We start from the raw sequence: 26,353 nt of genomic DNA on the forward strand, positions 1-26,353 counted from the left end.
TAACGCTATACTTCTGTTATTCAAAGAAGTATTCAGGGACAGTAAACTCCTTTAGAGTTACTGTAAAAGATCTACTAACAAATGGCTAAGGTAATTTCATTCGCAACACAAAAAGGTGGTGTAGGCAAAAGCACTTTGCTTATGCTAACGGCATCAGCATTGCATAACCGCACAGATAAGAAAGTGCTGGTCATTGATTGTGACCCTCAGAAATCCGTTAAGGACATCTACAATCATGAAAAAGACAATAAAGACTCTTATGACGTGATTGCCTTCAACTGGAAGCAGCCCAAACCAGAGGTGAACTTTGACAAGACTTTGGCTTTGGCTGAAAAAAAGTATGATGTTATTTTCTTGGACGTTCCAGGACGTATCGAAGGAAAAGAAATCTACTTCAGTATTCTGGTATCTGATATTGTGGTAGTACCTATTGTTGCCAGTGTATTGGATATAAAAGCAACGGTAAGTTTCCTTAAAACACTTCCTAGAATCAAGCAGCTCAAAGAAGAGCAAGGATACAGCTTCCAAGTCTTTGGTGTAGTCAATAAGAAAGACCAAACGGTCGAACATATGAGACTCAAGGAAATGGCAGGCATTGGAGATATGCAGTTTTTCTACTCTCCTATTTCCAACCTTGTCCGCTACAAAAGAGGCATTTCAACAGTATATGATATTACAGACCCTAAATTGAGGGATGATGAATTCAATAAATACTTTGATGAATTCCTCACTAAATGTGTTCTCTAATATTCGTTAGCTCTAATAAAGAAAGCCCTCTCAAATAAGATTTTGAGAGGGCTTTCTTTATGCTTTATTCAATAGCTTATCAATCTTCTCCGTCAATACTTTGTTGATTCGTTCATAAGACTCAAAAGTCCAGCCACCAACATGTGGAGAGAAAAGTACATTGTCCTGTTCTGCCAGCCAATCAAAAATAACTTCTTGCTCTGTCGTTAATGTTTGTAGCTTTTCATTTTCCAATACATCCAACCCTGCTGCAGTCACTTTCCCTGTCTCTAAAGCCCATTTTATTGTCTTCAGTTTCATAATCTCCCCTCTTGCAAGGTTGATCAAATAAAGAGGCTTCTTGAACTTACCTAGATACTCCTCATCTACTAAGTATTTGTTATAATCATTCAGGGGAATATGAAAACTGAGTACATCTGCTTGTCCATGTAATTCCTCCAGTGATGCTTCTTTTGCAAACTCATCACTGTATCCTGTTTTTACATTATCATAAGCCAAGACTTCACAACCAAAACCTTTCAGTCTTTTTGCAAACGCTTGCCCCATATTACCATAACCAATAATACCCACCGTACGAGTATGCAATTCATACCCACGATTTGCCTCTCTACGCCATTTTTTGGCTCTCACTTCTCTATCACCTGTATGCAAGTTATTCATCAAGCATAAAAGTATTCCCAATGCATGTTCTCCTACCGCATCACAATTCCCTTCTGGAGCATTAAGCAAAGTAATATTTCTTTTATCAAGGTAATCATTGTCAATCTCATCAACACCAGCTCCTGCTCTTGCTACAAATTTCAGTCTTGGTGCTTTTTCCAACAAATCCACCTTTACCTTCATCTTGCTTCTCAGAATCAACCCTTCGTAATTAGGCAGCAATTCATGCACCTCCTCAGCCGTAATATCCGGTCTATAATCAGGGTTGATTCCAATACCTTTTAGCATTGGCACAATGGAATCGTGCATCTGATCTATTATAAGTACATTAATCATATTTGAGTACTATTGGTTATTATTCAATTCTCTATGCTTAACACATCTCTTTTATCACCTGATTTTTCATTATTTAAAGTAATAGAAGATGTTATATCACAATGTATTTAAACAGAAAAAAAGCCCGTAAATGTTTTGAACATGTACGAGCTTAATTATTATCGTTATGAGAAATTAAATATTTGTAGCATCCTTGCCTCCAAATAGGGATTCAACGAATTCCATTTTATTGAAAGCTTGCAAGTGGTCTACACTTTCTCCAACTCCGATGTATTTAACCGGAATTTTGAACTCATCTGAAATACCTATCACTACGCCTCCCTTGGCTGTTCCGTCAAGTTTGGTTACTGCGATAGCTGTTACATCTGTCGCTTTCGTAAAGTGTCTGGCTTGCTCTACGGCATTCTGACCTGTACTTCCATCCAACACCAACAACACTTCGTGAGGAACTCCGTCAATCACTTTCTCCATCACACGTCTGATTTTGGAAAGCTCGTTCATCAAATTCACCTTATTGTGAAGACGACCAGCTGTATCCACAATCACAACATCAGCGCCAGAGTCTATACCCACCTTTACTGCGTCAAATGCTACAGAAGAAGGGTCTGTATTCATTCCTTTTGAAACGACCTCTGCACCTACACGCTCACCCCACATTTTCAATTGGTCAACAGCTGCTGCACGGAAAGTGTCTGCCGCACCCAATACCACTTTCTTGTTCTGAGCAATATATTTTGCAGCAAGCTTACCTATCGTTGTAGTTTTTCCAACACCATTTACCCCTACTACCAAGATCACATAAGGTTTCTTGTCTTCAGGAACTGTAAATCCGTTGACATCATCACTTTGATTCTCTGCCAGCAACCCTGCAATTTCCTCATGCAAAATCCTGTTCAGGTCTGCAGTCGTTACATATTTGTCACGCTCTGCCCTAGCCTCGATACGCTCAATAATCTTGAGTGTGGTATCTACCCCCACATCTGAAGTAACAAGGATTTCCTCCAGGTTATCCAAGACTTCATCATCCACTTTAGACTTACCGGCAACTGCTTTGCTCAGTTTCGAGAAAAAATCTCCTCTCGTTTTCTCAAGACCCTTATCAAGGTTTTCCTTGTCTTCCTCAGTGATTGGTTTTCCCGAGAATTTATCTTTGAGTTTATCAAAAAAGCCCATTTTCTTTTTTCATTTAAGTCAAAAAGACAGACCGGCTGTCATTTCTCAATCTTTGATGGTGGATAAGATCCTACGTACCGAAGAACGTACGAGCACTTTACAAACCTGCCTTCTCAGCGGATTTATTTAGTGAAATTAGGTGAAAGGATACTGAAAGACAAGCGTTCACATTATATCCTTATATCAAATAACACCAAAAATGCTATTTATCTCCCAAAATGACCTTTGGGAAAAGGCCCTCCACAAAAAAAAACCCTACTAATGCAGGGTTTTTCCACGAGAGACTCGTTTTATATCTTAAGCGAATTACTTCGCAAGAAAATCTTTTACTTGATCTTCAGGCATGATCTCTTCTTTGAAAGTATATGCGCCTGATTTTGGTGATTTCACCGCTTTGATTACTTTGGCGAATTTAACTCCACCTTTCTGCTTAAGTGTTGCTACTACCTTCTTAGCCATAATTATTTAATTTCTCTGTGAACAGTATATTTCTTCAGGATAGGATTGAACTTCTTAAGCTCCATTCTGTCTGGAGTGTTCTTTCTGTTTTTAGTAGTAATGTATCTTGAAGTACCTGGCATGCCAGAAGCTTTATGCTCAGTGCACTCAAGAATCACCTGTACTCTATTACCTTTTTTTGCCATGACTTTAATAGATTAAAGATTCTTAAGATTCCGTTAACTTACGCCAACTTACACCAGGGTGTTGCCCTGCTTTCTAGCTTTCTTCAGTACTGCAGAGATACCATTCTTGTTGATAGTTCTCAGTGCTGTTGTAGAAACCTTCAAAGTAATCCACTTGTCCTCTTCAGGAATGTAGAATTTCTTCTTGTGCAGGTTTGGAGAGAATGTTCTTTTTGTTTTGTTGTTAGCGTGCGACACATTGTTGCCCACTCTAACTCTTTTACCAGTTATATCGCAAACTTTTGACATCGTTATATTCTTTTTAGTTTGAGGTCTGCAAATATCTGAAAATTAAGTCAAACTCCAAAATCATATCTGCTCTTAAAGCCTTGATTTGAAGCAAACAACCTCCTGAAACAAGTTTTTATACTTAGATAGGAAGATTAAAATTCAGACAACGAAAAAAACCTTTCAAAACATAAATGCTTTAAAAGGTTTCCCTGTTGGAGCCTCCTGCCGGAGTCGAACCAGCGACCTACTGATTACAAATCAGTTGCTCTACCAGCTGAGCTAAGGAGGCTAAAATAATCAAGAAATACACCACACATGTTTTGTTGGTGGATGTATAGAGCCTCCTACCGGAGTCGAACCAGTGACCTACTGATTACAAATCAGTTGCTCTACCAGCTGAGCTAAGGAGGCTAATTATACAAGGAATACAACCACTACATCAAAACGCCAACTGTATGGCTTACTTTTCAGAAGGCTTAAGTTCTAACTAAATTTAGAAGGTCAGCTATTCAAATCGTCACCGTCTGTGACATTCAGTACTTCTGAACAAGTATTTTGAGAGCCTCCTACCGGAGTCGAACCAGTGACCTACTGATTACAAATCAGTTGCTCTACCAGCTGAGCTAAGGAGGCTTTATTGAAACTTATTTCAATATTGAAAGACTGTTTAGAGCCTCCTACCGGAGTCGAACCAGTGACCTACTGATTACAAATCAGTTGCTCTACCAGCTGAGCTAAGGAGGCTTCATTGAAACTTGTTTCAATCTTAAACAGACTTTTTGGAGCCTCCTACCGGAGTCGAACCAGTGACCTACTGATTACAAATCAGTTGCTCTACCAGCTGAGCTAAGGAGGCTTCATTGAAACTTGTTTCAATCTTAAACAGACTTTTTTGGAGCCTCCTACCGGAGTCGAACCAGTGACCTACTGATTACAAATCAGTTGCTCTACCAGCTGAGCTAAGGAGGCTTACCATTCTTTAGAGACCATTTATCCCAAAAGCGTTGCAAAGGTACTACTATTTTCATTTTTGTCAATAGTAGCTATTAAAATAATTATCTCTTCTTTATCCCTCAATTTCTTTATGTAAAATAAACACTCTGATTCACAAATGATTAATTTGTAAGATTTCCATTACCCGTTCTGATTTTTTTTTCAGAGTTTTGCAGACTTCTCTTCCATATAGTAGATAAACAAGGCAAACGAATAAACAATCTCACACTATCAGCAGAATATGAAAAAGTGGTTTAAGATCTTAAGAAAAAACAGTGTATCCCTAACCTACTGCATACTTTTATGCACATTACCCCTTATAGTCAGTTCTAGTTTAGGATATGCTGCCATCCAATATGAATCTGAGCTACGCAGTTTTACATTTCTTCAATGGGGAGTCGTATTTCTCATCACTGTATTTACCATGGGGTTTGCCTTGACTCCTACTACGTTTATCTCACTTCTTAGTGGATATTTATTGGGTTGGGAAGCCATTCCTGCCTTAATATGCTCATATATGGGAGCTTCTTTACTTTGCTATTCAGTAGCCAAAAAATTAGATAACGGGACTTTCTTGGATAGCCTTCATGAAATTGATGGGGTAGACCGGATTATACATGGACTAAAAAAAGAAGAATTAAAAATAGTTATCCTCTCCAAACTCTCTCCTATACTTCCTTTTGCTGCCAGTAATGTCCTATTGTCAATTGGAGGAGCTAGTGTTCCTAATTTTTTACTAGGTAGTCTGATCGGGATGCTTCCTCGAACCTTGGCTGCTATTTGGGTAGGAAGAAGTGCCCATACATTTCAACAAGTAATGGAAGGCAATGCTAATAACAGCTTGGTTACATGGCTAATTGGAGGTCTAATTGTTATCTCAGTGTGGGGCATCTCAATTGTATTCAAACGTGCACTCAATGAAAAAGCCCAACCTTAATGGATGGGCTCTTCTACACTTTATTACAAACCTAATATCTTACAGTCCGTACCTTGCTGCAAAGCGTTCATATACTTTTTGGTACTGCTCACTTCCAAAAGACAGCTTGATCGCCTCATGATAAGCCATCTTCGCATTTGGAAGTAAACCTTTGTCTTCATAAAACTTCGCCAGCATCATTTTGCCTAGTGCAGAATCTTTGCTTTTCAGGGCTTCATACTGCTCTTTATCTGCTTGTGGTACCTCTGCCTCTTTTACTTCAAAAAGATACTGACCTGACTCTAGTCTTTTGTTATCAATAGCTTCTACAAAATAAACCAGTCTATCATGACCTTTCAGTTTTTCATCATTCAAGTCCAAAACTGTACTATTACCCTCCACAGGGGTCTCCATCAGGATATTCTGTGAGATATCTTTAACAACCAGTTTGAATGGTCCTGTCTGAACATGATCTTGCTTACCTTTCAATTCCCAATCCAGTGCCACTTCTCCTCTTAGTACAGCTGTTTTGGAAGGCATATTAATCTTGACTGGTTTCGTATTTCTCGTCACCGATCCATACTTAACTTGACGGGATCCATTACCATCATCACTTTTACCTGTTATCTCATCAATGACGAAAGAAGCAAACTTACCAGTCAAAGCATCTTCTTTCGAGATTTTTGCTTCCAGGTCTTTCACCTTATAAGTTCCTGGCTGTGTAATTTCAAGTGTACTTCCACTTGCATGTGCCAACCCCAAATAAGCATTTGGAGGGACTGTAACTGTATGGTTTGCTAATAGGTTCTCACCTACTTTAGGTGTTTTACCATTAACCTGTACATTTCCTTTTGTTCCCAAGATCATAAAAGTATAATCTTGCGCGCTTACAGAAAGTGGTATTAGTGCCATCAGCGCAATGACACCAAGTATTTGTTTGATGTTTTTCATGATTTTTAAAAGGATTTAGCTTTTAGTCTTGTATAATATCAGTTTTGGGTGTTGATGATGAAACCTGTCCATCAACTGCTAGCTTTTTGGTTTCCTTAAATTTTTTAAAACGATGGTAATAAGCTTTGGTTGCTCTAAGCCCTACCTCTACAAAAATTTCTATAAGGTCTCCCGAAATCAATATTACGAGAAAAGTGATTGTAAAGTTGAAAGAAATGTGCCATTCAGCAAAAGTAAATACACTTAGTCCTAAGACTACAACAGCTTCCAGTAGCTGAATACTTTTGGTTATGGCATTATACCAAACAGCATACCTGTGTATTTCAAGTATATAACTGAACAATATCATATTGAAATAGCATACCAAGACAGCGACAGCCACTGCCCAGAAGATTGGTACCTCATTTATATAATTACCTTCCAGTATCATGGAAAGTATATTAGCATGTACTACAACCCCGTACATATCTGGCACACCTCTACCAATAGAATTTTTATTTAGTGGTGTATAAAAGCGGTCTTCCTGAAAAAAGTAATCTGTATAGCCAGCTCCCATATACCCCATCAGAACAATCTTATCTTTGATTAAGCTAGGGTCAAAATTCTCTTCCAGCACATCCTTCACATCTAACTTATTGAATTTGTCCAGATTTCCTTTGAAGTAGATCGTCTCACGCTCATTTCCCCGCTCTACCATTGCTTTAGCTACAGTAGAATCATATTGCTCCATGATGGCTAACGCTAAGCAAGGCTCTTCCTTTCCTGACGTTGTTTTTACTTTTACAGGAATATCTCTCCATGTAACAAAGTCACCATACTTTACTCCTGTATAAACATGTCCTGTGGATACCACAGGTCTAATCATCTCAAAAGGCAATGCCAATGAATCAAATTCTTGGTTTTGGCTAAGACCTACTGGTTTTGATCCCAGCACCACATTTCCAGCAGTTCTCATGGCATGCATAAGCTGAAAATTTCCAACAGGATCGTCTTTTGGGGTGTCAAAAAGAACGTCCATCCCTATTACCTTTGGATTATATTGATTCAAAATCTGAATCTGTCTAGCTATCCCTCTTCTATCCAGATCTCCAATATTGACCAATACAACATTCCTTTCAAAGGGTACACTTTGAGGGTTTCTCAAACGGGTATAGTAAACATCTGTCAACTCAAAGTTGTCAAATACCTGCTCAAATACATTGAGTAACTCTAATTGCAGTCCAATACCTTTCAACATCCATAAAAATAGAAAGACCGTGACTGTACCTATAAGATTTCTAATTCGTAATAATTGTTTCATACTTTCGGGTTATAAAAAACAACAGGCAATACATGCCTGAAAGCAATGATACCTTATCACTACCAACGTCATGAAACTCAAATATGCATGTAAGGGTAGATTAAAAAATGCTTTCAATCGGGATTTTCATTTAGTTACCCCCAATCAAACTTACACTTTGTTAGCAAAAAAGCACAATAATTATATTGTGTATATACAAAAGGGGAGTGATGACCTCACCCCCCTCAAGAATACTTTACAAGTTATATTTACAGCACAGGAACGGCTGCCTTATAAATAACTACATCACTTGATGTTGATAATGAATAATTCTCTCCACTAAATACAACAGCAGCTTCTCCACTTTTCAACAATACAGATGCAGAACCGTCAACTGTCACTTCTCCTTCATTCACAAAAAGGACTTCAGCAGAATAAGCTTCATGCGTGTAAGTTTCTCCTGCATTCAACTCAATCCTACTCAATTCAAAATCAGGCACAGGACTTTTATAAATACGCTCAAGCCCTGACTTTACTGCTTCCCCCTTCATTATATTAGGGTGTACGGCCTCGAAAGTGACATGCTTAAGCAGCTCAGGAACATCTACATGCTTTGGCGTCAGTCCTCCTCTCAATACATTATCAGAGTTAGCCATCAGTTCCATATTCTGTCCTTCCAAATAAGCATGTGGCACACCAGCATCCTGAAATACTGCCTCCCCCTTGTTCACCTTGACAATATTGAAAAAGTAAATAGAGAAGATACCTCTGTCATAATCTGAAGAGTCAGCTGAATCCACAGCTTTTGCTGTCCAGTAATCAGCAGATGATTTTTCTAGTTTTCCTTCTTTATATAATGGTAGTACACGTTCTACCAAAGGCTTCAGCAACTGATTTACCTCTTCTTGAGACAACTCCATTACATACTTGTAAAGCCCAAAGTAACCTTCATTATCAAATATTTCCTGTAGGTGTCTAAACTCAGGAACTGAGGCTAAGATTTCTTTCAGTTCGTTTTCAGGACGAAAACCATGTAATAACCAAAACTCACTTAGAGCTACCATAATTTCAGGTTTGTGGTTATCATCCTTATAGTTTCTGTTTGAAGCAGAAATAGGTATACCAGCTTTATTTTCCAAAGCAAAACCCTTTTCAGCTTCCTCCTTTGTTGGGTGTACCTGAATAGATAGCATATCCTTAACATCCAATACCTTAAAAAGATAAGGAAGTCTACCGAATTTCGCTGCTACATCAGCATTCAATAATACATTCTTATCTGCCTCCAGTACCTTGTTCAAAGGTTGCTTGTCATCTCCAATCAGTGCAGGGGCATTATCATGTGCTCCCATCCAATATTCTGCATATTTTTTACCTTGCTCTGCTTCTACTTCAAGGAGTGCAGGAATATAGGATTCTCCTCCCCATGCATAATGCTGTACAACTCCCTCTAGTTTATAGATTTTCTTTTGGCTCATGATTTTGCTCAAACTTAAGTGATTAAAAAGTTGATGTCTTGTTAAAGCGCCATAAAGGTAGGTAAATCCTTAAAAAATGCTTGCAGGATTTTTATCATCTACACTTCATTCTTCACCCTTTAGAAGTCTTCCAAAAAGAAAATAACATTGTATAAATAAACTATTGTAATGGAACTTCCTTTAATAATCATTGAGAAAGTCCTACTCCGCATTTATATTGTATATACAATTAAATCCAAACCTTTACTAACCTACCCTTACTATCATGAAAGTGAACATTAAGACCAAAGAATTAATCCAAATGTTTGTACTATGCTCCAACTATAATACCGACGTTAGTGCAGACTTCAATAGTGACAAAATCCAATTCTCATTCAAAAAACACTCACACTCTATTTTCAACACCCATATCCTCTTTAATCAGGATCTCCATTTCCAAATAGAGGTAAGAGATAAACACGGTCAAATAGTGCTTACCAAAGCTTTGGATTCAGCTACTGACTCTCTTAGTGAGATGATTGACTTACCGATTGGAGAGTATAGTTTCACTTACAGTTCAGGTCACAATATCTTGACAAGAAACCTAGTTGTATCTTCTTACTAGGAGAAAAAGCTTATAAAAAAAGCCTTCCAGATTACTCTGGAAGGCTTATATTTTTTAGAAACCGCAATAGCTGATTATCTGATGATATCCTTTTCAGTAGTTGAAGCTAAAAGCGCTTCATACTCATCCTTAGGACCCACCTTGATCTTCTGGTATTCTCTCAGACCAGTACCAGCTGGAATCAGGTGACCTACAATCACGTTCTCTTTCAGACCGTTCAAGTGATCTTCCTTACCACGGATAGATGCCTCACTCAATACCTTAGTAGTTTCCTGGAAGGAAGCTGCTGAGATAAATGATTTCGTATCCAGTGATGCTTGCGTGATACCTTGCAGTGTAGGTCTTGAGATTGCAGGTTGCGCGTCTCTTACTTTCACTAGCTTCATATCACGACGACGCAATGTAGAGTTCTCATCTCTAAGCTCTTTAGCTGTTACCAGCTGACCTGCTTTGAAACGATCCGACTCACCTGCATCAGTTACCACTTTCATGTTCAGGATCTTATCGTTTTCTTCACGGAACTCCCACTTGTCTACCACTTGGTTAGGCAAGAATAGTGTATCACCGTTGTCTTCGATAATTACCTTCTGCATCATTTGGCGTACGATTACCTCAATGTGCTTGTCATTGATTTTTACACCTTGCAGACGGTATACATCCTGAATTTCATTTACCAGGTATTCCTGTACTGCCGTTGGACCCATGATTTTCAGAATATCAGAAGGAGTAATCACACCATCTGACAACTGCATACCAGCTTTCACGAAGTCATTTTCCTGTACCAGGATGTGCTTCGACAGCTGTACCATGTATCTCATCTTCACGCCATCCTTAGACTCAACGAATAACTCACGGTTACCACGTTTCACAGCACCATAAGTTACAAAACCGTCGATATCAGACACAACAGCAGGGCTAGATGGGTTACGAGCCTCAAACAACTCTGTTACCCTTGGCAGACCACCCGTAATATCTCTTGCACGACCTACGGCTCTTGCAATCTTCACGAGGATATCACCTGCCTTCACACGCTGACCATCTTCTACTGACAGACGTGCACCTACTGGAATGTTGGATGCCACTACTTCACCGTTGTCAGCTTCGATCACGATCGTAGGGTTTTTAGCCTTATCCTTCGTATCGATGATCACTTTCTCTGACATACCTGTGATTTCGTCAGTATCAGTACGGAACGTAATACCTTCTTCGATTGCTTCGAAGCGTACAGTACCGTTAAATTGTGAAAGGATTACGGCGTTGTAAGGGTCCCAGCTACATAGCTCCTGACCTTGCTCTACAACATCTCCTTCTTTCACTTTCAAGTATGAACCGTAAGGAATGTTCACGTTGTAAACCACTTTACCTTTATCATCAGTAATGTTGATTTCCGCTGTACGTGCCATTACGATATCTACTTGTTCATCGTCTTTTACGGTAGGTACAGAACGCATTTCTGTGAATGCTACTTTACCACCTTTCTTGGCGTTGATAGTTGATTCTACTCCAGAACCACCGGCCACACCACCAACGTGGAATGTACGTAGTGTCAGCTGTGTACCTGGCTCACCAATTGACTGTGCGGCAATTACACCTACAGCCTCACCTTTACCTACATTTTTACCTGTAGCAAGGTTTTTACCGTAACATTTCGAACAAACCCCTTGTTTCGCTTCACAAGTAAGTACTGATCTGATTTCAATCTCTTCAATACCTGCCTGCTCAATTTTCAGGGCTAATTCTTCTGAGATTCTCTCTCCAGCACCTACGATCAGTTCATTTGTAGCTGGGTGATAAACATCTTCCAAGCTTGAACGACCTTCAATTCTGTCTGAGATTGACTCAACGATTTCATCGTTTTGTCTCAGAGGAGTCATAGTCAGACCTCTCAATGTTCCACAGTCCCGTTCAGTTACTACTACGTCCTGTGCAACGTCAACCAAACGACGAGTCAGGTAACCCGCATCGGCTGTTTTAAGGGCTGTATCGGCAAGACCTTTACGAGCACCGTGAGTGGAGATAAAGTACTCCAATACGTCCAGACCTTCCTTAAAGTTTGAAAGGATCGGGTTTTCAATGATGTTACCATCACTTGCTCCTGAAAGGTTCTTCTGAGGTTTCGCCATCAGACCACGCATACCACCCAACTGACGAATCTGCTCTCTTGAACCACGGGCTCCTGAGTGCATCATCATGTAAATTGAGTTGAAGCCTTGTCTGTCTTCCTCCATTTGCTTCATCAGTTCGTTGGTCAAAGCACTGTTGGCTTTAGTCCAAACGTCAATCACCTGGTTGTAACGTTCGTTGTCTGTAATCAGACCCATCATAAAGTTACCAGTAATTGATTCCACTTCTTCTTTAGCTTCTTCAATCAGTGATACTTTTTCTTCTGGGATAATTACATCATCCAAACCGAATGAAAGACCACCTTTATAAGCCATGTGGAAACCTAATGACTTGATATCATCAAGGAAGTGTGCAGCTCTTGCCATACCAGCAATCTTCACAACCCTTGCGATAATCACCTGAAGTGACTTTTTCGAAAGTAGTTCGTTTACGTAACCTACTTCCTCCGGTACGTGCTGGTTAAATACCACACGACCAGCTACTGTCTCAACAAGTTGTTCTGTCAACTCTCCAGTATCGTCATTACGAACCTTAGTTTTCACTTTGATCCATGCATGACGGGAGATTTTATTTTCGTTTAGGGCGATGATTACTTCTTCAGCACTGTAGAAGATCATTCCTTCACCTTTTACTACTTCATCTCCCATAGTACGCTTACCTTTCGAGATGTAGTACAGACCCAATACCATGTCCTGAGAAGGTACCGCAATTGGTTTACCGTTCGCAGGGTTCAGGATATTGTGCGAAGACAACATCAAGGTAGACGCTTCCAAGATAGCCTCGTGTCCTAGTGGCACATGAACCGCCATCTGGTCACCGTCAAAGTCGGCGTTGAAGGCCGTACATACTAGTGGGTGCAACTGGATCGCTTTACCCTCGATCAGTTTTGGTTGGAATGCCTGAATACCCAATCTGTGAAGCGTAGGAGCACGGTTCAACAGTACAGGGTGTCCTTTCAGTACATTTTCCAAGATATCCCAAACAACAGGATCTTTTCTGTCTACAATTTTCTTGGCAGACTTCACTGTTTTTACGATACCACGCTCAATCAGCTTACGGATGATAAACGGCTTAAACAGCTCGGCTGCCATATTCTTAGGCAGACCACATTCGTGCAGCTTAAGTTCAGGACCTACTACAATTACCGAACGGCCTGAGTAGTCCACACGTTTACCCAACAAGTTTTGACGGAAACGACCTTGCTTACCTTTCAGCATATCTGAAAGTGATTTCAATGGTCTGTTACCATCCGAACGCACTGCGTTCACTTTACGTGAGTTGTCAAACAGTGAGTCAACTGCTTCCTGAAGCATACGCTTCTCGTTACGAAGGATTACTTCAGGAGCTTTAATATCGATCAGTCTTTTCAGACGGTTGTTACGAATAATAACACGTCTGTAAAGATCGTTCAAATCTGATGTCGCAAAACGACCACCATCCAAAGGCACCAATGGACGAAGTTCTGGTGGAATTACCGGCACCATGCTGATTACCATCCACTCAGGACGGTTCTCAATGCGTGAACCTGCATCTCTGAATGCTTCTACTACTCTCAGACGTTTCAAGGCCTCAGCCTTACGCTGTTGAGAAGTATCGTTGTTTGCCGCATCTCTCAATTGAGCAGACAAGTCATCCAAAGCAATTCTTGACAGGAGCATTTCAAGTGATTCAGCACCCATCTTAGCAATAAACTTATCAGGGTGATCATCATCCAGCATTTGGTTTTCTCTAGGCAGTTTATCCAGTATATCCAAATACTCGTCCTCTGTCAGGAAATCCATTTTCTGAATGCCGTCCTCTGCCTTAACACCCGCTTGGATTACTACATATCTTTCGTAATAGATAATTTGATCCAGTTTTTTGGTAGGCAGCCCCAGCAAGTAACCAATTTTGTTAGGCAGAGATCTGAAGTACCAAATATGTGCAACAGGCACAACCAACTGGATGTGTCCCATACGCTCACGACGTACTTTCTTCTCAGTAACTTCTACCCCACATCTATCACAGATAATGCCCTTGTAGCGAATACGCTTGTATTTACCACAGTGACACTCCCAGTCCTTTACAGGACCGAAGATGCGCTCACAAAACAAACCGCCCATTTCAGGCTTGTAAGTTCTGTAGTTGATGGTTTCCGGCTGAGTCACTTCACCATGAGAGCTTTCCAGAATTGATTCTGGTGACGCTAAGCTAATGGTGACTTTCGTAAAGTCGTTGTTGATTTTTTTGTTTTTTCTGAATGCCATTTGCAATTTGCGGTTTTTCTAAGCTTGCAAATATATCTATTAATAAATAATTTTTCTACCCGCACCCTTTTTTTATTTCTTTTTTTTATTAATAGACATTAAAAAACACAATTTCATCACTGCATTAATCCAAATTCAGCCTTATATCAACACAAAAAAATATAACTCCCTTAAAATTTATATTGCAATTTTTTTGTCTACACCGGAGTTTCAGCCATCTTTATGATACAGTTGACAAGACCAATTACATAGAAATGTTACATTCAGTAAATCACAATCAGACTTTATTTAAACCCTAGTAAATTGGACTTAGTCTCATTGTTATACTGAAATTCCTTTCTTGAGCTTTACCTACTTGTAAAGCAGTAACGTCTTAAAATTTAGCGCTAAACTGTTGTAAATACTTTTTATAAGAATAACCTCAAAATACGATTAATTGTCGATGAAAAAACTATTTGCCTTAGCAGCATTGCTGTTCGTAGCTAATGTCACTTTTGCCCAGGTACCATCGAATTTACCAGGCAACTTTTACTTCGATCTTGGTCTAGCAATGCTTGATGAAGAACCGTTCGATTTAGAAACCCAATCAAGAGGAATCAATATATCATACATGTATGAGTTCACTCTAGGCAGTGAGAAATTCACATTCCACCCAGGTTTAGGATATGGCCATGAAAGTTACTTCTTTGATGATGATATTACCTTGGGTAAAGTGGATGGCAAAACAGTAGGCTTTCCTATAAGCGAGGGACTGATTGTTGATGATGTCAAAAAAACTAAACTTGCTGTGAACTATATTGATGTTCCATTAGAGTTCAGGTTCAGAACACACCCAGGGAAAAATGCTTTTAGAATTGGTGTTGGTGTAAAAGGTGGTGTTTTGTTTGACGCTCATACAAAAGTGAAGTATGAAGTCGGTGATGACAATCAGAAGCTGAAAAACAAAGCGGACTTCAACCTGAATCGTTTTAGAGCAGGAGGCACATTACGTATTGGATATGGCGCTTTCAATGTATTTGGTTACTACAGTTTCACCAACTTGTTTGAAGACGATGCCTTCGTTAACTTCTCTGATGATACACGTACCATCGTTGTGGGTCTAACACTTTCAAGCTTTTAAATAAAAAAACATAGAGTACTTATATAATAAGCGGTTCAAATCTTAAAGATTTGAACCGCTTTATTTTTAGCATATCAAACTATCGAACTGAGCGTTGCTTCAGTGCGTCCCAATGCGCTGTCGTCATTGAGTTAAGATCAAAAACAGAGACTCCCTTTGCTCCTCCCTTTTTTGCCATTTTCAATGCTTCGTCAAAGTCTGTAGCTTCAATAGAAGGAATAAAAAGTCCTGCATAAAGAGGAAACTTACCATCCAATGCTTTCACACCTTTTTTGGCTGAGGACTTCACCCAATCCAGCTCCTCACTATAGAAGTTCTGATACAACATCGGGAAGATCATATCCAAACTCCAATCATCCCAAGACTGACGGCAAATCTTACGTGCCAAATCCGGTTGTGGGAACACTGCAGCCGAAAGCAGTTTATCATATTCATGCGTTACTTTGTACAAGTGATTCACCAACCTTGTGACGCTGTCGTAACGATACTGCCTCCAATCCGCATCAGCAGTAGGGTCTTCCAGTTTCATCACATCTTTTCCATATTCCTCCTTGAATTTCTGCTGACAGGTTGGGCAATAGCAAAAGTCAAACTCAGGGTACTCCTTATCCTGAACAAGATTATACTTAGGCTGAAGTGCTATCGGTAAAATCACATCTGCATAACGTACATAATCCAAATGCACTCCTTTTAGCCCTTCTATTTGCGCTAATTCCCTTACTTGTGCTTCAATATGTTCCCGCACTTCCTTTTTGGAAGGACAAGTCCATTTATAATATTCTACATAAGGCTGATGCTCGTGGCAGGATTTCCCTTCACGACTTACGGCAAACCAATCCGGATGCTTCCAAGCTTCTTCATCACCATTACGGTTTAAGGTCCACATCCAAGCATGCACTTCGATCCCTGCCTTTTCTGCCAACGGAATCACCTTTTCCAACATATTTTTACCTCCACCCAATAGCAGTCCTTCAATATTGGCTTCCTTAAGTTGAGTCAACGTTGATAGCCACTTGTCTTCTGTCCACTCAGGTTTAGCGTGCATCCACATCCAGTTCGTGGGAAGGTTCGGCACCCTGCCAAATGCGTTTGACAATAATGAAGTTCCCATTACAACGCCCGCAGAGGCAATACCTACATTCTTGATAAAGTTTCTTCTTTGCATGATGTTATTTATGAATTGAATTGCTGTTTAGTTTACTTTTTGGGTTTGTTCCTTCTCAATCCAACTTCTGCTATCTTCACGGAGATAGAAATACTGTTTTGCTATTTTATCGAAAAGCCTAACTGTAAAAGCACTCCCTAACGCCACCATTTCAAGAGGAAAAACCTCATCTCCCACTTTGATCGATGTAACACCTAAGTCTTTTAAATGTGTTGCATAGCTGCCGTTTTGTTTTCTATAAGCTGTTTGCAAGGATAGTATATCATATAGATGTCTTCTAATTTTCTCTTCTCTCATTTCTGGCTTCAATGAAACAGCTCCCGATGGTTTGCTGGTAAACTGAAGATATCCCCACTGCTCAGGTACATGCATGTTAATAACTCCTTGAGGAGACCATACCCAGTTGTACTCTGGCAATAGTTTTCTTGTTTGAGGGTTTCTCTTACGCTGATAGCTTCCATTTACCAATTCATGCTCCCACTGTACCCGTGAAAAGTTGATTTTCCATCGATCACCCTCTTTTGGCTGCTTTTTACCTGAGGACTCTATCAGTGATGAAATAGGCAGGGCAATTTCTACACTCCACTTCCTATCTACATCATTAGGATTGTTTATAGTACCTTCATGGCTTACCGCAGACTTTAACCCTTGCATATCCCAAGAGTTCATATATCTCCCCCAATTCCTGTAAGGCTTATTCAGCATTAAGTCCCAAACTGTATTCAATACATTCACCTCAAACTCCATATAGTTGTGGGTATCGCCATCTGGGTCCAGAAAAATCTCAAAGTCATTATTGTGAAAAATCACCGCATCCCTTTCGGTAATGTCTCCCCATATATGAGGCTCTTCCATCTCAGCCCCTACATATAAGTAGTCCTTATCCCATAGTAGCTTGATACGTGTCCTATAAAATGGCTTTGGTTTTTCATCCCCTTCTATATCAACAAAGTCAGCACTCCAAGCTGCCATCTCCCATGATGTATCATCCAGTTTCCCATCAATTTTCAAAGGCTCCTTAGAGTGATAGCATAAATAAGCCTGAGGGGTTATTTCTTCCGGTTTTTCATAAACCTGAGTAAAACCACAATGAAAAGTCAGTAATAAAAAAAGTGTCAGAAAGTAAATGCGAGTCATCTGAGGTTTCTGGTTTAGTTTGATATTCTAAAAAGTTACTTCATCAGGATAATAGGTATGATCTTTCCTTATGAATCTTCAGGATCAATTCCCCGAACAAGGTGTTTGCCCAAGCAAACCAAGAGCGGGTAAACTTACTCGCATCATCCTTATGAAAAGACTCATGCATAAACCCTGTATCAGCATGGGTTGTCTTCAGCAGCTGTAGACACTTTCTGATTTCATTGTCATCAATACTCGTCATCCCCCTCATGATAATACTCATAGGCCAGATGTAGTCCAACCCAACATGTGGGCCGCCTACTCCTTCACCTGCCTTCCCCCTAAAAAAGTAAGGGTTATCTTCACTTAACACCAGCTGCCGGGTTTGTTGATAAAGGAGATCTTTTACATCGATACTATCCAAGTAAGGCAAGGCTAACAAGTTAGGTACATTAGCGTCATCCATCAACACCCTGTTCCCAAACCCATCTACCTCATAAGCCAGTACCTCTCCATATTTGGCGTGATTTACCCTAGCATATTGTCCGAGTGCCACTTCTACTTCTTCTCTCAAAGATTTAGCAGCTCCTAACAACTCCTTATCACTCAAAACTTCTTGGGCAATTTCTTCCAGTTGCTTTAGTGAGGTCACGGCAAAATAGTTGGAAGGAATCAGGAAAGGGAAAAGGGTTGCATCATCAGAAGGTCTGAAGGAGGAAACAATCAACCCAACTGGCTTGATTGGCGCACCGGCTCCCCAGTTTGGCAATGTATCTTCCTGTTTCTGTGTTTTCCGCATAAAACTATAAGGACCAACTCCATCCTTCCGTTGCTGTTCCCTAAAAGTCTTGATCACTGTTTGCATTGCGGACTTCCACTCATCATCAAAAACAGACCTATCCCCTGTTTCTTTCCAATAACCATACGCCAAACGAATCGGGTAACAAAGAGAATCAATCTCCCACTTACGTTCATGCAAACCTGGTTTCATCGTTGTAAAATCCGAGCCCCACATAGATGCTTTGGTTGGATCTACCTCAAAGGCATTCGCATAAGGATCTATCAGAATGCAATAGCTTTGCCTGTGAATAAGTCCCCGAACAAGCCTCTTTAACTTTACATCCTGATTCACCAAGGGCAAATAAGGCCAAACCTGTGCCGTTGAATCCCTCAACCACATTGCTGGAATATCACCTGTAATGATCACTGTATCTGGTTTCCCATCCCTTTCCCCAAATACTTCCACTGTAGTATCTAGCGTATTGGGATAACAGTTTTCAAACATCCACGCCAGTTCTGGATCATTGATTTGCTTTTTCACTTTAGCAATCAACTTATCCACTGCTTCAGAACGGAATTTCCTATCTTCTTTCTTCGGTCTCTTTGAAAGGAAAGTAGCCTGACTTGAACCATAAGCTACATTCAAATTGCCTAATGCGACAGTCCCAACAAACGCGACTGATGTGTTTTTTAAAAAATCCCTTCTTCTCATTGCTTATGATTTTTGTGGATAACAATCTGTCAATGACTTTACCTGAATTGCTTTTTCCAGCTCTGCTGCATTTTCAAAAGTTGTATCAGATATTGTAATAACCTTTTCCTCTCCTGGTAAAAGATCAAAATAGTTATCAGAGCAATAACCTTCTCCATCTAACTGAAGGAATATATATCTTGCCAACTTATCAGAGGTAAGTTTTACCTCAAACCCTGCTTTCACCTTGTTTATATGCATCTCTATCTGTGGGTTTGGCAATTGCTGATTTTTTGGTTTTTGGAAGAAAAGTACATTCTCTAAAACACTATTATCTGCTCCTTGGAAGGTGACTTTCACAAAAGCATTTTTGTACTTATCACTAGACGGCAAAGCCAAATACACATCACTTTTGTTAGGTTGAACCACAACTGCTTTTTCCTGACTTGCCAGCACTTTCCCATTAAAGTCTTTTACCTCCACTTTCAATAAACCTTTTCGACTCTCAAGCAGATCAGAAACGATATATACCTTGACTTCCCCATTTTCTTCAACAGGAGATACCAGAATAGGAGCAAAAGCTTTGCGCGTATAGTAATGCATGGCTTTCCATTCTCCATAATAGTCTATTGATGACCAAGAGGCAGCAGGCCAACAGTCGTTGAATTGCCAATACAAGGTCCCCATACAATAAGGCATCGCCCTACGCTGTGCTTCAAAAGCCAACTTCATTCCTTCTGCCTGTAAGAGTTGCCCTACATAAACAAAATCCTCAAATGATTCAGGAATGATAAAGTCCCGCTCCATATAGGTCTTAATCAGCTTATTTCCTTTATAACTTTTCTGATGAGTATTCATCACCTCAGTAGTCAACCCGAGATCCTCAGACTTAGTAATTTTCTGAAGTGTTTTAAAAGAGGGGAATGACTGAAAGCCAAATTCGCTCATAAAGCGGGGAATATACTCCTTGAAACTTTCAAACGGATACTCTCCATGCCAAACACCCCAAAAGTGATTATCTCCCTTAGCAAAGTCTTCTTTCTTTCCCCAATTGCTGATAGGAGAAGATGGGTAATAGAAACGTCCTGCATCATATTCAGCTACCACTTCAGGCAGCAGCTCCTTAAACAGGCTTTCATAAAAACTATATAGCTTCTGGCGTAACTCATCCGAATACTGATAGGTGATTTCCCAACCCCAATTATCAAAACCTACCTGTATCTCATTGTTACCACACCAAAGGGCTAAAGAAGGATGGTTTCTCAAGCGTTTGACGTTGTAAATGGCTTCCCGCCTTACATTATCCAAAAAGTCCTTATCTCCAGGGTAAAGCGTACAAGCAAACATAAAATCTTGCCATACCAATAACCCTTTCTCATCTGCCAACTCATAAAAAGTGTCACTCTCATATACGCCGCCACCCCAAATTCTAAGCATATTCATATTGGCAGTGACTGCATCATCCATCATTTTTTCATACTTCTGACGGGTCACCCTCGGCAAGAAGGAGTCGGAAGGAATTACATTCGCTCCTTTCATAAAAACAGGAACTCCGTTGACTTTCACATAAAAGCTCTCTCCCAAGCTATCCGGCTCATTGATTACTTCAAGGGTTCTAAGCCCCATTCTTTCATCCTGCTGGTCACAAACTTCCCCTGCCACTTCAACCGAAGTATTGATATTGTACAAGAATGCTTCCCCTAAACCATTAGGCCACCATCGTTTTGGATTATTCACCTGAAAAGTCAGTGGCAAACGATTTTCACCAGCCTTTAACCTTACTTTTGCCGTTTGGCTCGCAAACAAGTGATCAGCACTTGACACTGTCAATATTGCCTCACATTCCATAGCAGCGGTCAGTTCAAAATTGGCAGTCACTTCAGCAAGCTCATCTGTCAGTTTTTTCTGTACCAACTGCACATTTTCAATCTTGGCACTATTCCATGCTTTCAAGCTTACTGGTTTCCAAACACCAGAAGTCACAAACCGAGGTCCCCAATCCCAACCATAGTGATAAGGTGCCTTACGGGTAAAAATACTCAGCTTTTCATCAGAAGCATCATTATCTGCTGGATAGGTAAAGTCCAGCTTTGAGGCTTTTTCTTTCACAAAATTGATAGGAGAGTGAAAGTAAATCTTCAACTCATTTTCACCTTCTTTCAAGTACTGCTTGCTTGGGATTGTCCACCCCACAAACATGTTATTGGTTTGCTTAACAAGCTTTCCGTTCAGATAGAGATCTGCATAGGTATCCAGACCTTTAAAATTCAAGTCGATACTGTCTTTTTCTATCATAGAAGCCGAGACATTGAAGGTAGTTTTATACTCCCAATCCTCTTTTTCTATCCATTGTAGCTTCTTCTCATTATCTCTATAGAATGGGTCCTCTATCTTACCGTTTGAATGCAAGTCCGTATGTACAGTACCGGGCACTGTAGCCTTTAGCCACTCATCAGTTCCTACCTGACGAAACTGCCAATTGGTGTGCAATGTGATTTCTTCTGAAGAAACAGGGGCTACTTTTGAGCACCCCCACACTGTGAAGAGAATTCCCAAAAGTAGCCCGATATTGAATTTTGAATGCATGTTGTTTATGACTTGAAAGTGAAAAAATTATTCTGCCATCTCTCCTACTAAATAAGCCGACACCAACCAGTGGTTGAATTCATTCTTTTCGGTATCCAATGGCTGTGCATCCGGAATACTGATAGTCAGCGTATGTTGTCCTGCCTCAACCCCTACCAATGGAATCATCAATGGCGTTACCGATGAACCCGGACACCAGTTAGAACGCGATAGGTCAGAAGATGCCTGAAACTCTTCAATCTCTGTCTCTACCAATTGTTTGGTTGACTTGTCCCTTACCTTCGTTGATCTCTTGATCTGCCATGTTCCTGAATGAGGATTGAAACGACGGAAAGATGCACAATCGTCTCTCCAAGGGAAAAATCGATAAAGCGGTTCTCCATCAAGGGAGAGAATATTCTCTTCTTTTACAAACTCATCTCCCTTAGCATGTCCACCATGACCTGTTGTGATATAAGCCAATTGCACATGCTTTGCACCTTCTGGTACTTCAAAGGATAGTGTCAGGTCATTTTTAGAGAAACCGTCATAATGTTTGATAGGTCCCATATAAGGAACTGTATTTAAAACTGGGGTAACAAAACGTCTCTTCTTTTGCTCTACGGCCAACTCACTCTCATCAAAGTCCAGTTCCATAGACAGCTTATAGCCCTCTTTGGTCCAAGTATCAATCCAGACACCGACCCAAACCTCATCTTCCAGTTCAGGCAAAAGCTTAGTGATATCTTCCTCCCAAACAACCTCATGTTCCCAATGAGGAATATACACGGGTTTTCGGAAATCCATCTCACCTCCTGATTCACTGTAGTGACCTACGCCAAAAGGAGTCATAAAGCGCATTAATTCTAATGACGGGATGTAACCTTCTTCCTTTACAATACCTGGAAATATCTCTCCTTCTGTCTCTGCACCTTTTAGTTTCAGCTCTTTCTTTGCCAACTGCATCAGGGTTTCAGGAGCTGCCTTCGGCAATACAAATGCTGAACCTGACTTATCCCAAGGGTCTCCCGCTGAAGTAAGTATGATCTTGATACTCGCTTTTGTTTCCCTCAAATAATGTGGTAGTGTTACCTTCTTCAGCAGCATCCGTCCTGATTCCAACCTTACGACTCCATTTTCTGCTTCCAACAGTGGCTTGCCCTCCATCATATCAGGCTCAAACCTGATTGATTCTTCCTCAAAGACGGTAATACGTTTATCTCCTACTGCATCTAGCTCCTTGTATTTTGAACAGGATGATAGTACGAATGCCACCATAACCAATAATTGCCCTACTTTCCTGTAGCCCAACGGTAAGTTCATAACAGTAAAAATTTGGTTTAAAAAAGTGTATGATGCTTGTCCAGAGTACTACGCATGGCTCGTACCTTATCTTCTCCCACCATATGCAATTCATACTCTGACCCCGTATAATTCTTGTTCATATTGATACGTGTGTTACGGAACTTGACACGGCTCGGTACTGTAATACTTGCCGAAGAGTGAAATTCTACAGCGTCTGTATCCATCATCAGTTGTGCAATATTCTGTTCTGTTACGCCACTACCCAACATAATGGTAATCCGACCATTGGCTTGGGTTACCAGCTTCCGAATATTTTCAACTCCTTCTATTACAGTATTCGCCTGCCCTGATGTCAGCACTCGATCAACCCCTAACTCAATTAAGTCTTCCAGTGCCTCTTCTGGGTTACAACACATATCAAAAGCCCTATGGAAAGTCACCTTCATTGGCCTGGCAAGATCAATTAGTTCCTTGATTCTAGCTTTGTCAACCCTTCCATTATCATTCAGTAAACCAATCACTACCCCATCAACACCCAATTCCTTGGCATTCTGAATATCCGCTTTCATTTGCTCCACCTCTAGGTCTGAGTAGCAAAAATCACCTCCTCTAGGCCTTATAATAGGGAACAGTTGAATTTTCAGATACTTTCGCGCCAATGCAATTGCTCCCATACTTGGAGTTGTTCCACCTTCCAAAAAGCCACTACATAGTTCTACCCTATCAGCTCCACCACTTTGGGCTGCAATAGCTGACTCAACTGAGTAAGCGCATATTTCCAATAATTTCTTTTCCATCTTAGGTTAAATATCTGTGACCTCTGATCAAATTAACGATTAGCCCTTAATAGATAAGGACTTCACCCTTTCTTTACTGACTAAATCGATGGTTTTGCGCTCATCTCAAATTCCAGTTTTCCGCCATTCAAAATTTCCTGATGGGTGATCAAGTGGCCTTTCAGAACCTTTCCGTTCAGTTTGACCGATTTGACATAGATATTCTGATCAGATTTGTTATTTGTCGTAATTTCCAATGTTTTGCCATTTTTCAGCTGAATCTGTACACGATCAAAAAGTGGTGTCCCGATTACATACTGTCCCGAGGCAGGGTTTACAGGGTATATTCCCATTGCACTCATTACATACCAAGCTGACATCTGTCCACAATCCTCATTTCCACTAATCCCTTCTGGTTGTGCTGAGTATTGGGTGGTCATAATTTCATGCACTTTTTCTGCTGTCTTCTCTGGCGCCCCAGCCAATGCATACAAGTAAGTAATATGATGACTTGGTTCATTGCCATGTGCATATTGGCCTATCAGTCCCGAAATATCCGGTGATGCATGATCTCCTGTAATCTCAGAACTTTCAGAAAACAGTAGATCCAACTTATTAACAAATGCCTTATTGCCACCGTGAGCCTTGATCAACCCTTCTACATCCTGCAACACAAACCAGCTATGTTGCCAAGCATTCCCCTCTGTATAATCAGTATCCTTTCTGTGCTCAGACCGTTTAGGATCAAATGGTGTTCTCCAGTTTTCTTTTGAATCCTTACCCCTCATAAAACCTGTCTCCTTATCAAAAAGGTATTGCCAAGCTTCAGAGCGTTTCAGAAACGCCTTATAGTCTGACTGTTTTCCCAGTTTTTGGGCCACTTGTGCAACACACCAGTCATCAAAAGCATATTCCAAAGTAATGGTCACTGACTCGTCCTGCTTATCCAAAGGGATATAACCATACTTCTTATAATGATTCAATCCTCTGATATCTTTCATCTGCGTTTCCTTCATGGCCTCAAAAGCTTTGTCATAATCAAAACCTTTAACTCCTTTCAGAATCGCATCTGTAATAACAGGAATTGAATGATTACCAGTCATACAGTCTGTCTCATTGGCTGCCAGTGCCCAAACAGGCAAACGTCCATTTTCATCATAATGCCTCAACATGGTATTGACCATATCAGACACTCTATCTGCATCAAGAATGGTGAAAAGTGGATTGTTGGCACGGAAAGTATCCCAAAGTGAAAAGGTTGAGTAATAAGTTCCAGCCGTCTTATGTACCTGTTGATCTGCACCTCTATACTGGCCATCCACATCGGAAAGAATTGTTGGTGCTAGTTTGGTATGATATAATGCAGTGTAAAAAATAGACTTCAGCGAATCAGTATCAGCACTTACCTGAATTTGATTCAGCTCTTTGTCCCAAAGCTTGAATGCTTTGTTTTTGATTGTTTCAAAATCCCAATCCGGATTCTCTTTAGCTAAATTGTTTTTTGCTCCTTCAACACTTACTGTTGATAATCCGACCTTTACTAACACTTCCTCATCAGCTTCCACATCAAAGAAAAATTGTCCTTTGGTCTTGGCCGCCATCACTGATTGTGCATTCTCGTTTGCCAATGAAGTTCCCTCTACAAGCTTATAGGATTTAATTGGCTTGGAAAACTCCATCACAAAATACACTTGCTGATTGGCTGCCCAACCTTTACTGAACCTGTATCCTGAAACAATGGTTGGGGCTTCAACCCTGATTTCCGTATCATAAGGTCCATCCCAGTTGATTGCAAAACCAAGATCCATAACAACAGAGGCTTCCCCTATTTCAGGAAACGTATAACGGTGCATACCGCTACGTTCTGTCGTTGTGAGTTCTGCCTTAATCTGAGAAGGCTGTAAGGTCACCTGGTAAAAGCCTGGTCGGGCTACTTCCTGCTGATGGCTATACTTCGCTTTATAATCATAGTCATCTCTAGACTTGATCTTCTTAGTCAAATCTACAGATGCTGTGGTTGGCATAATCAGGATATCAGACAAATCTCCAATTCCTGTACCTGAAAGTGCGGTATGCGTGAAACCCACAATGATACTATCCGAATAATGATAGCCTGACACCCAGTCCCAGCCACTCTTACCATTGTTAGGACTAAGCTGTACCATCCCAAAAGGCACTGTTGCTCCAGGGTAAGTATGTCCGTGTTCACCAGTACCTATAAACACATCCACTTCCTCGGCAGGAGTCTTTGCTATTTCCTGTGTTGTATTTTTCGGGGTGGTACAACTTCCTAAGCACACCGCCAACAATGCGGTTCCCCATATATGCCATTTGTGGTTTTCAAAAAATCTCTTCTTTGATGCTTTCATTTGCTGGTTAGTGGTTTATGCTTTTCCTTTTGTTGTCATCAGGAA

At 40.4% G+C, this 26,353-nt stretch carries 20 protein-coding genes and 6 tRNA genes; 4 read left to right on the forward strand and 22 right to left on the reverse strand.

Annotated elements, in window-relative coordinates:
* Positions 1–81: 81 nt before the first annotated feature.
* Positions 82–747: a ParA family protein gene (locus V6R21_RS25975; RefSeq protein WP_334246437.1), complete on the forward strand. Its 666-nt coding sequence runs from the start codon at positions 82–84 to the stop codon at positions 745–747.
* A gap of 57 nt (positions 748–804) precedes the next feature.
* On the opposite strand, the gene V6R21_RS25980 is transcribed toward V6R21_RS25975, so the two are convergent.
* The 11 genes from V6R21_RS25980 to V6R21_RS26030 all read right to left on the reverse strand — a co-directional run bounded on the left by V6R21_RS25980 (position 805) and on the right by V6R21_RS26030 (position 4,799).
* Positions 805–1,743, reverse strand: a complete 939-nt coding sequence (locus V6R21_RS25980) for an NAD(P)-dependent oxidoreductase (protein WP_334246438.1) — start codon at positions 1,741–1,743, stop codon at positions 805–807.
* Positions 1,744–1,917: 174 nt separating this feature from the next.
* Positions 1,918–2,916, reverse strand: a complete 999-nt coding sequence (gene ftsY / locus V6R21_RS25985; protein ID WP_334246439.1) for a signal recognition particle-docking protein FtsY — start codon at positions 2,914–2,916, stop codon at positions 1,918–1,920.
* A gap of 306 nt (positions 2,917–3,222) precedes the next feature.
* On the reverse strand, positions 3,223–3,375 hold the full coding sequence (locus tag V6R21_RS25990) for a DUF4295 domain-containing protein (protein ID WP_334246440.1): 153 nt from the start codon (positions 3,373–3,375) through the stop codon (positions 3,223–3,225).
* A gap of 2 nt (positions 3,376–3,377) precedes the next feature.
* Positions 3,378–3,560 carry a 50S ribosomal protein L33 gene (gene rpmG, locus V6R21_RS25995; protein ID WP_334246441.1) on the reverse strand — a complete coding sequence of 61 codons (183 nt, stop codon included), beginning with the start codon at positions 3,558–3,560 and terminating at the stop codon, positions 3,378–3,380.
* Between the two features lie 48 nt (positions 3,561–3,608).
* Positions 3,609–3,848 carry a 50S ribosomal protein L28 gene (gene rpmB, locus V6R21_RS26000; RefSeq protein WP_334246442.1) on the reverse strand — a complete coding sequence of 80 codons (240 nt, stop codon included), beginning with the start codon at positions 3,846–3,848 and terminating at the stop codon, positions 3,609–3,611.
* Between the two features lie 195 nt (positions 3,849–4,043).
* Positions 4,044–4,119 (reverse strand) — tRNA-Thr (locus V6R21_RS26005).
* A 49-nt stretch (positions 4,120–4,168) separates the two neighbouring features.
* Positions 4,169–4,241, reverse strand: a tRNA-Thr gene (locus tag V6R21_RS26010).
* 149 nt (positions 4,242–4,390) lie between these two features.
* A tRNA-Thr gene (locus V6R21_RS26015) sits at positions 4,391–4,463 on the reverse strand.
* Between the two features lie 38 nt (positions 4,464–4,501).
* A tRNA-Thr gene (locus tag V6R21_RS26020) sits at positions 4,502–4,574 on the reverse strand.
* Between the two features lie 36 nt (positions 4,575–4,610).
* Positions 4,611–4,686 (reverse strand) — tRNA-Thr (locus V6R21_RS26025).
* Positions 4,687–4,723: 37 nt separating this feature from the next.
* Positions 4,724–4,799 (reverse strand) — tRNA-Thr (locus tag V6R21_RS26030).
* 265 nt (positions 4,800–5,064) lie between these two features.
* On the opposite strand from V6R21_RS26030, the gene V6R21_RS26035 reads away from it, so the two are divergent.
* The gene (locus V6R21_RS26035; RefSeq protein WP_334246443.1) at positions 5,065–5,760 is read left to right on the forward strand and encodes a TVP38/TMEM64 family protein; all 696 of its coding nucleotides are present in this window, start codon (positions 5,065–5,067) and stop codon (positions 5,758–5,760) included.
* 39 nt (positions 5,761–5,799) lie between these two features.
* On the opposite strand, the gene V6R21_RS26040 is transcribed toward V6R21_RS26035, so the two are convergent.
* The 3 genes from V6R21_RS26040 to manA all read right to left on the reverse strand — a co-directional run bounded on the left by V6R21_RS26040 (position 5,800) and on the right by manA (position 9,444).
* Entirely contained in the window at positions 5,800–6,690 is an 891-nt protein-coding gene (locus tag V6R21_RS26040; protein WP_334246444.1) for a hypothetical protein, read from the reverse strand.
* A 22-nt stretch (positions 6,691–6,712) separates the two neighbouring features.
* On the reverse strand, positions 6,713–7,990 hold the full coding sequence (locus V6R21_RS26045) for a CHASE2 domain-containing protein (RefSeq protein WP_334246445.1): 1,278 nt from the start codon (positions 7,988–7,990) through the stop codon (positions 6,713–6,715).
* A gap of 248 nt (positions 7,991–8,238) precedes the next feature.
* Entirely contained in the window at positions 8,239–9,444 is a 1,206-nt protein-coding gene (manA, locus tag V6R21_RS26050) for a mannose-6-phosphate isomerase, class I (RefSeq protein ID WP_334246446.1), read from the reverse strand.
* Between the two features lie 265 nt (positions 9,445–9,709).
* Here manA and V6R21_RS26055 point away from each other — a divergent pair, with 265 nt between their 5' ends.
* Positions 9,710–10,048, forward strand: a complete 339-nt coding sequence (locus V6R21_RS26055) for a hypothetical protein (protein ID WP_334246447.1) — start codon at positions 9,710–9,712, stop codon at positions 10,046–10,048.
* A 74-nt stretch (positions 10,049–10,122) separates the two neighbouring features.
* On the opposite strand, the gene rpoC is transcribed toward V6R21_RS26055, so the two are convergent.
* The gene (rpoC, locus tag V6R21_RS26060) at positions 10,123–14,418 is read right to left on the reverse strand and encodes a DNA-directed RNA polymerase subunit beta' (protein ID WP_334246448.1); all 4,296 of its coding nucleotides are present in this window, start codon (positions 14,416–14,418) and stop codon (positions 10,123–10,125) included.
* A gap of 442 nt (positions 14,419–14,860) precedes the next feature.
* Here rpoC and V6R21_RS26065 point away from each other — a divergent pair, with 442 nt between their 5' ends.
* Positions 14,861–15,538 carry a porin family protein gene (locus tag V6R21_RS26065; RefSeq protein ID WP_334246449.1) on the forward strand — a complete coding sequence of 226 codons (678 nt, stop codon included), beginning with the start codon at positions 14,861–14,863 and terminating at the stop codon, positions 15,536–15,538.
* 79 nt (positions 15,539–15,617) lie between these two features.
* Here V6R21_RS26065 and V6R21_RS26070 read toward each other — a convergent pair whose 3' ends face one another.
* The 7 genes from V6R21_RS26070 to V6R21_RS26100 form a co-directional block, all read right to left on the reverse strand.
* Complete coding sequence (locus V6R21_RS26070) at positions 15,618–16,703, reverse strand: glycoside hydrolase family 10 protein (RefSeq protein ID WP_334246450.1); 1,086 nt, start codon at positions 16,701–16,703, stop codon at positions 15,618–15,620.
* A gap of 27 nt (positions 16,704–16,730) precedes the next feature.
* The gene (locus V6R21_RS26075) at positions 16,731–17,840 is read right to left on the reverse strand and encodes a carbohydrate-binding family 9-like protein (protein WP_334246451.1); all 1,110 of its coding nucleotides are present in this window, start codon (positions 17,838–17,840) and stop codon (positions 16,731–16,733) included.
* Positions 17,841–17,883: 43 nt separating this feature from the next.
* On the reverse strand, positions 17,884–19,314 hold the full coding sequence (locus V6R21_RS26080; protein WP_334246452.1) for a glycoside hydrolase family 125 protein: 1,431 nt from the start codon (positions 19,312–19,314) through the stop codon (positions 17,884–17,886).
* Positions 19,315–19,317: 3 nt separating this feature from the next.
* Complete coding sequence (locus tag V6R21_RS26085) at positions 19,318–21,879, reverse strand: beta-mannosidase (RefSeq protein ID WP_334246453.1); 2,562 nt, start codon at positions 21,877–21,879, stop codon at positions 19,318–19,320.
* A gap of 27 nt (positions 21,880–21,906) precedes the next feature.
* Entirely contained in the window at positions 21,907–23,181 is a 1,275-nt protein-coding gene (locus tag V6R21_RS26090; RefSeq protein ID WP_334246454.1) for a PNGase F N-terminal domain-containing protein, read from the reverse strand.
* Positions 23,182–23,198: 17 nt separating this feature from the next.
* Positions 23,199–23,960: a copper homeostasis protein CutC gene (locus tag V6R21_RS26095; protein ID WP_334246455.1), complete on the reverse strand. Its 762-nt coding sequence runs from the start codon at positions 23,958–23,960 to the stop codon at positions 23,199–23,201.
* 80 nt (positions 23,961–24,040) lie between these two features.
* Complete coding sequence (locus V6R21_RS26100; RefSeq protein WP_334246456.1) at positions 24,041–26,308, reverse strand: GH92 family glycosyl hydrolase; 2,268 nt, start codon at positions 26,306–26,308, stop codon at positions 24,041–24,043.
* Positions 26,309–26,353 lie beyond the last annotated feature (45 nt).

Source organism: Limibacter armeniacum, from assembly GCF_036880985.1.
Classification (GTDB): domain Bacteria; phylum Bacteroidota; class Bacteroidia; order Cytophagales; family Flammeovirgaceae; genus Limibacter; species Limibacter armeniacum.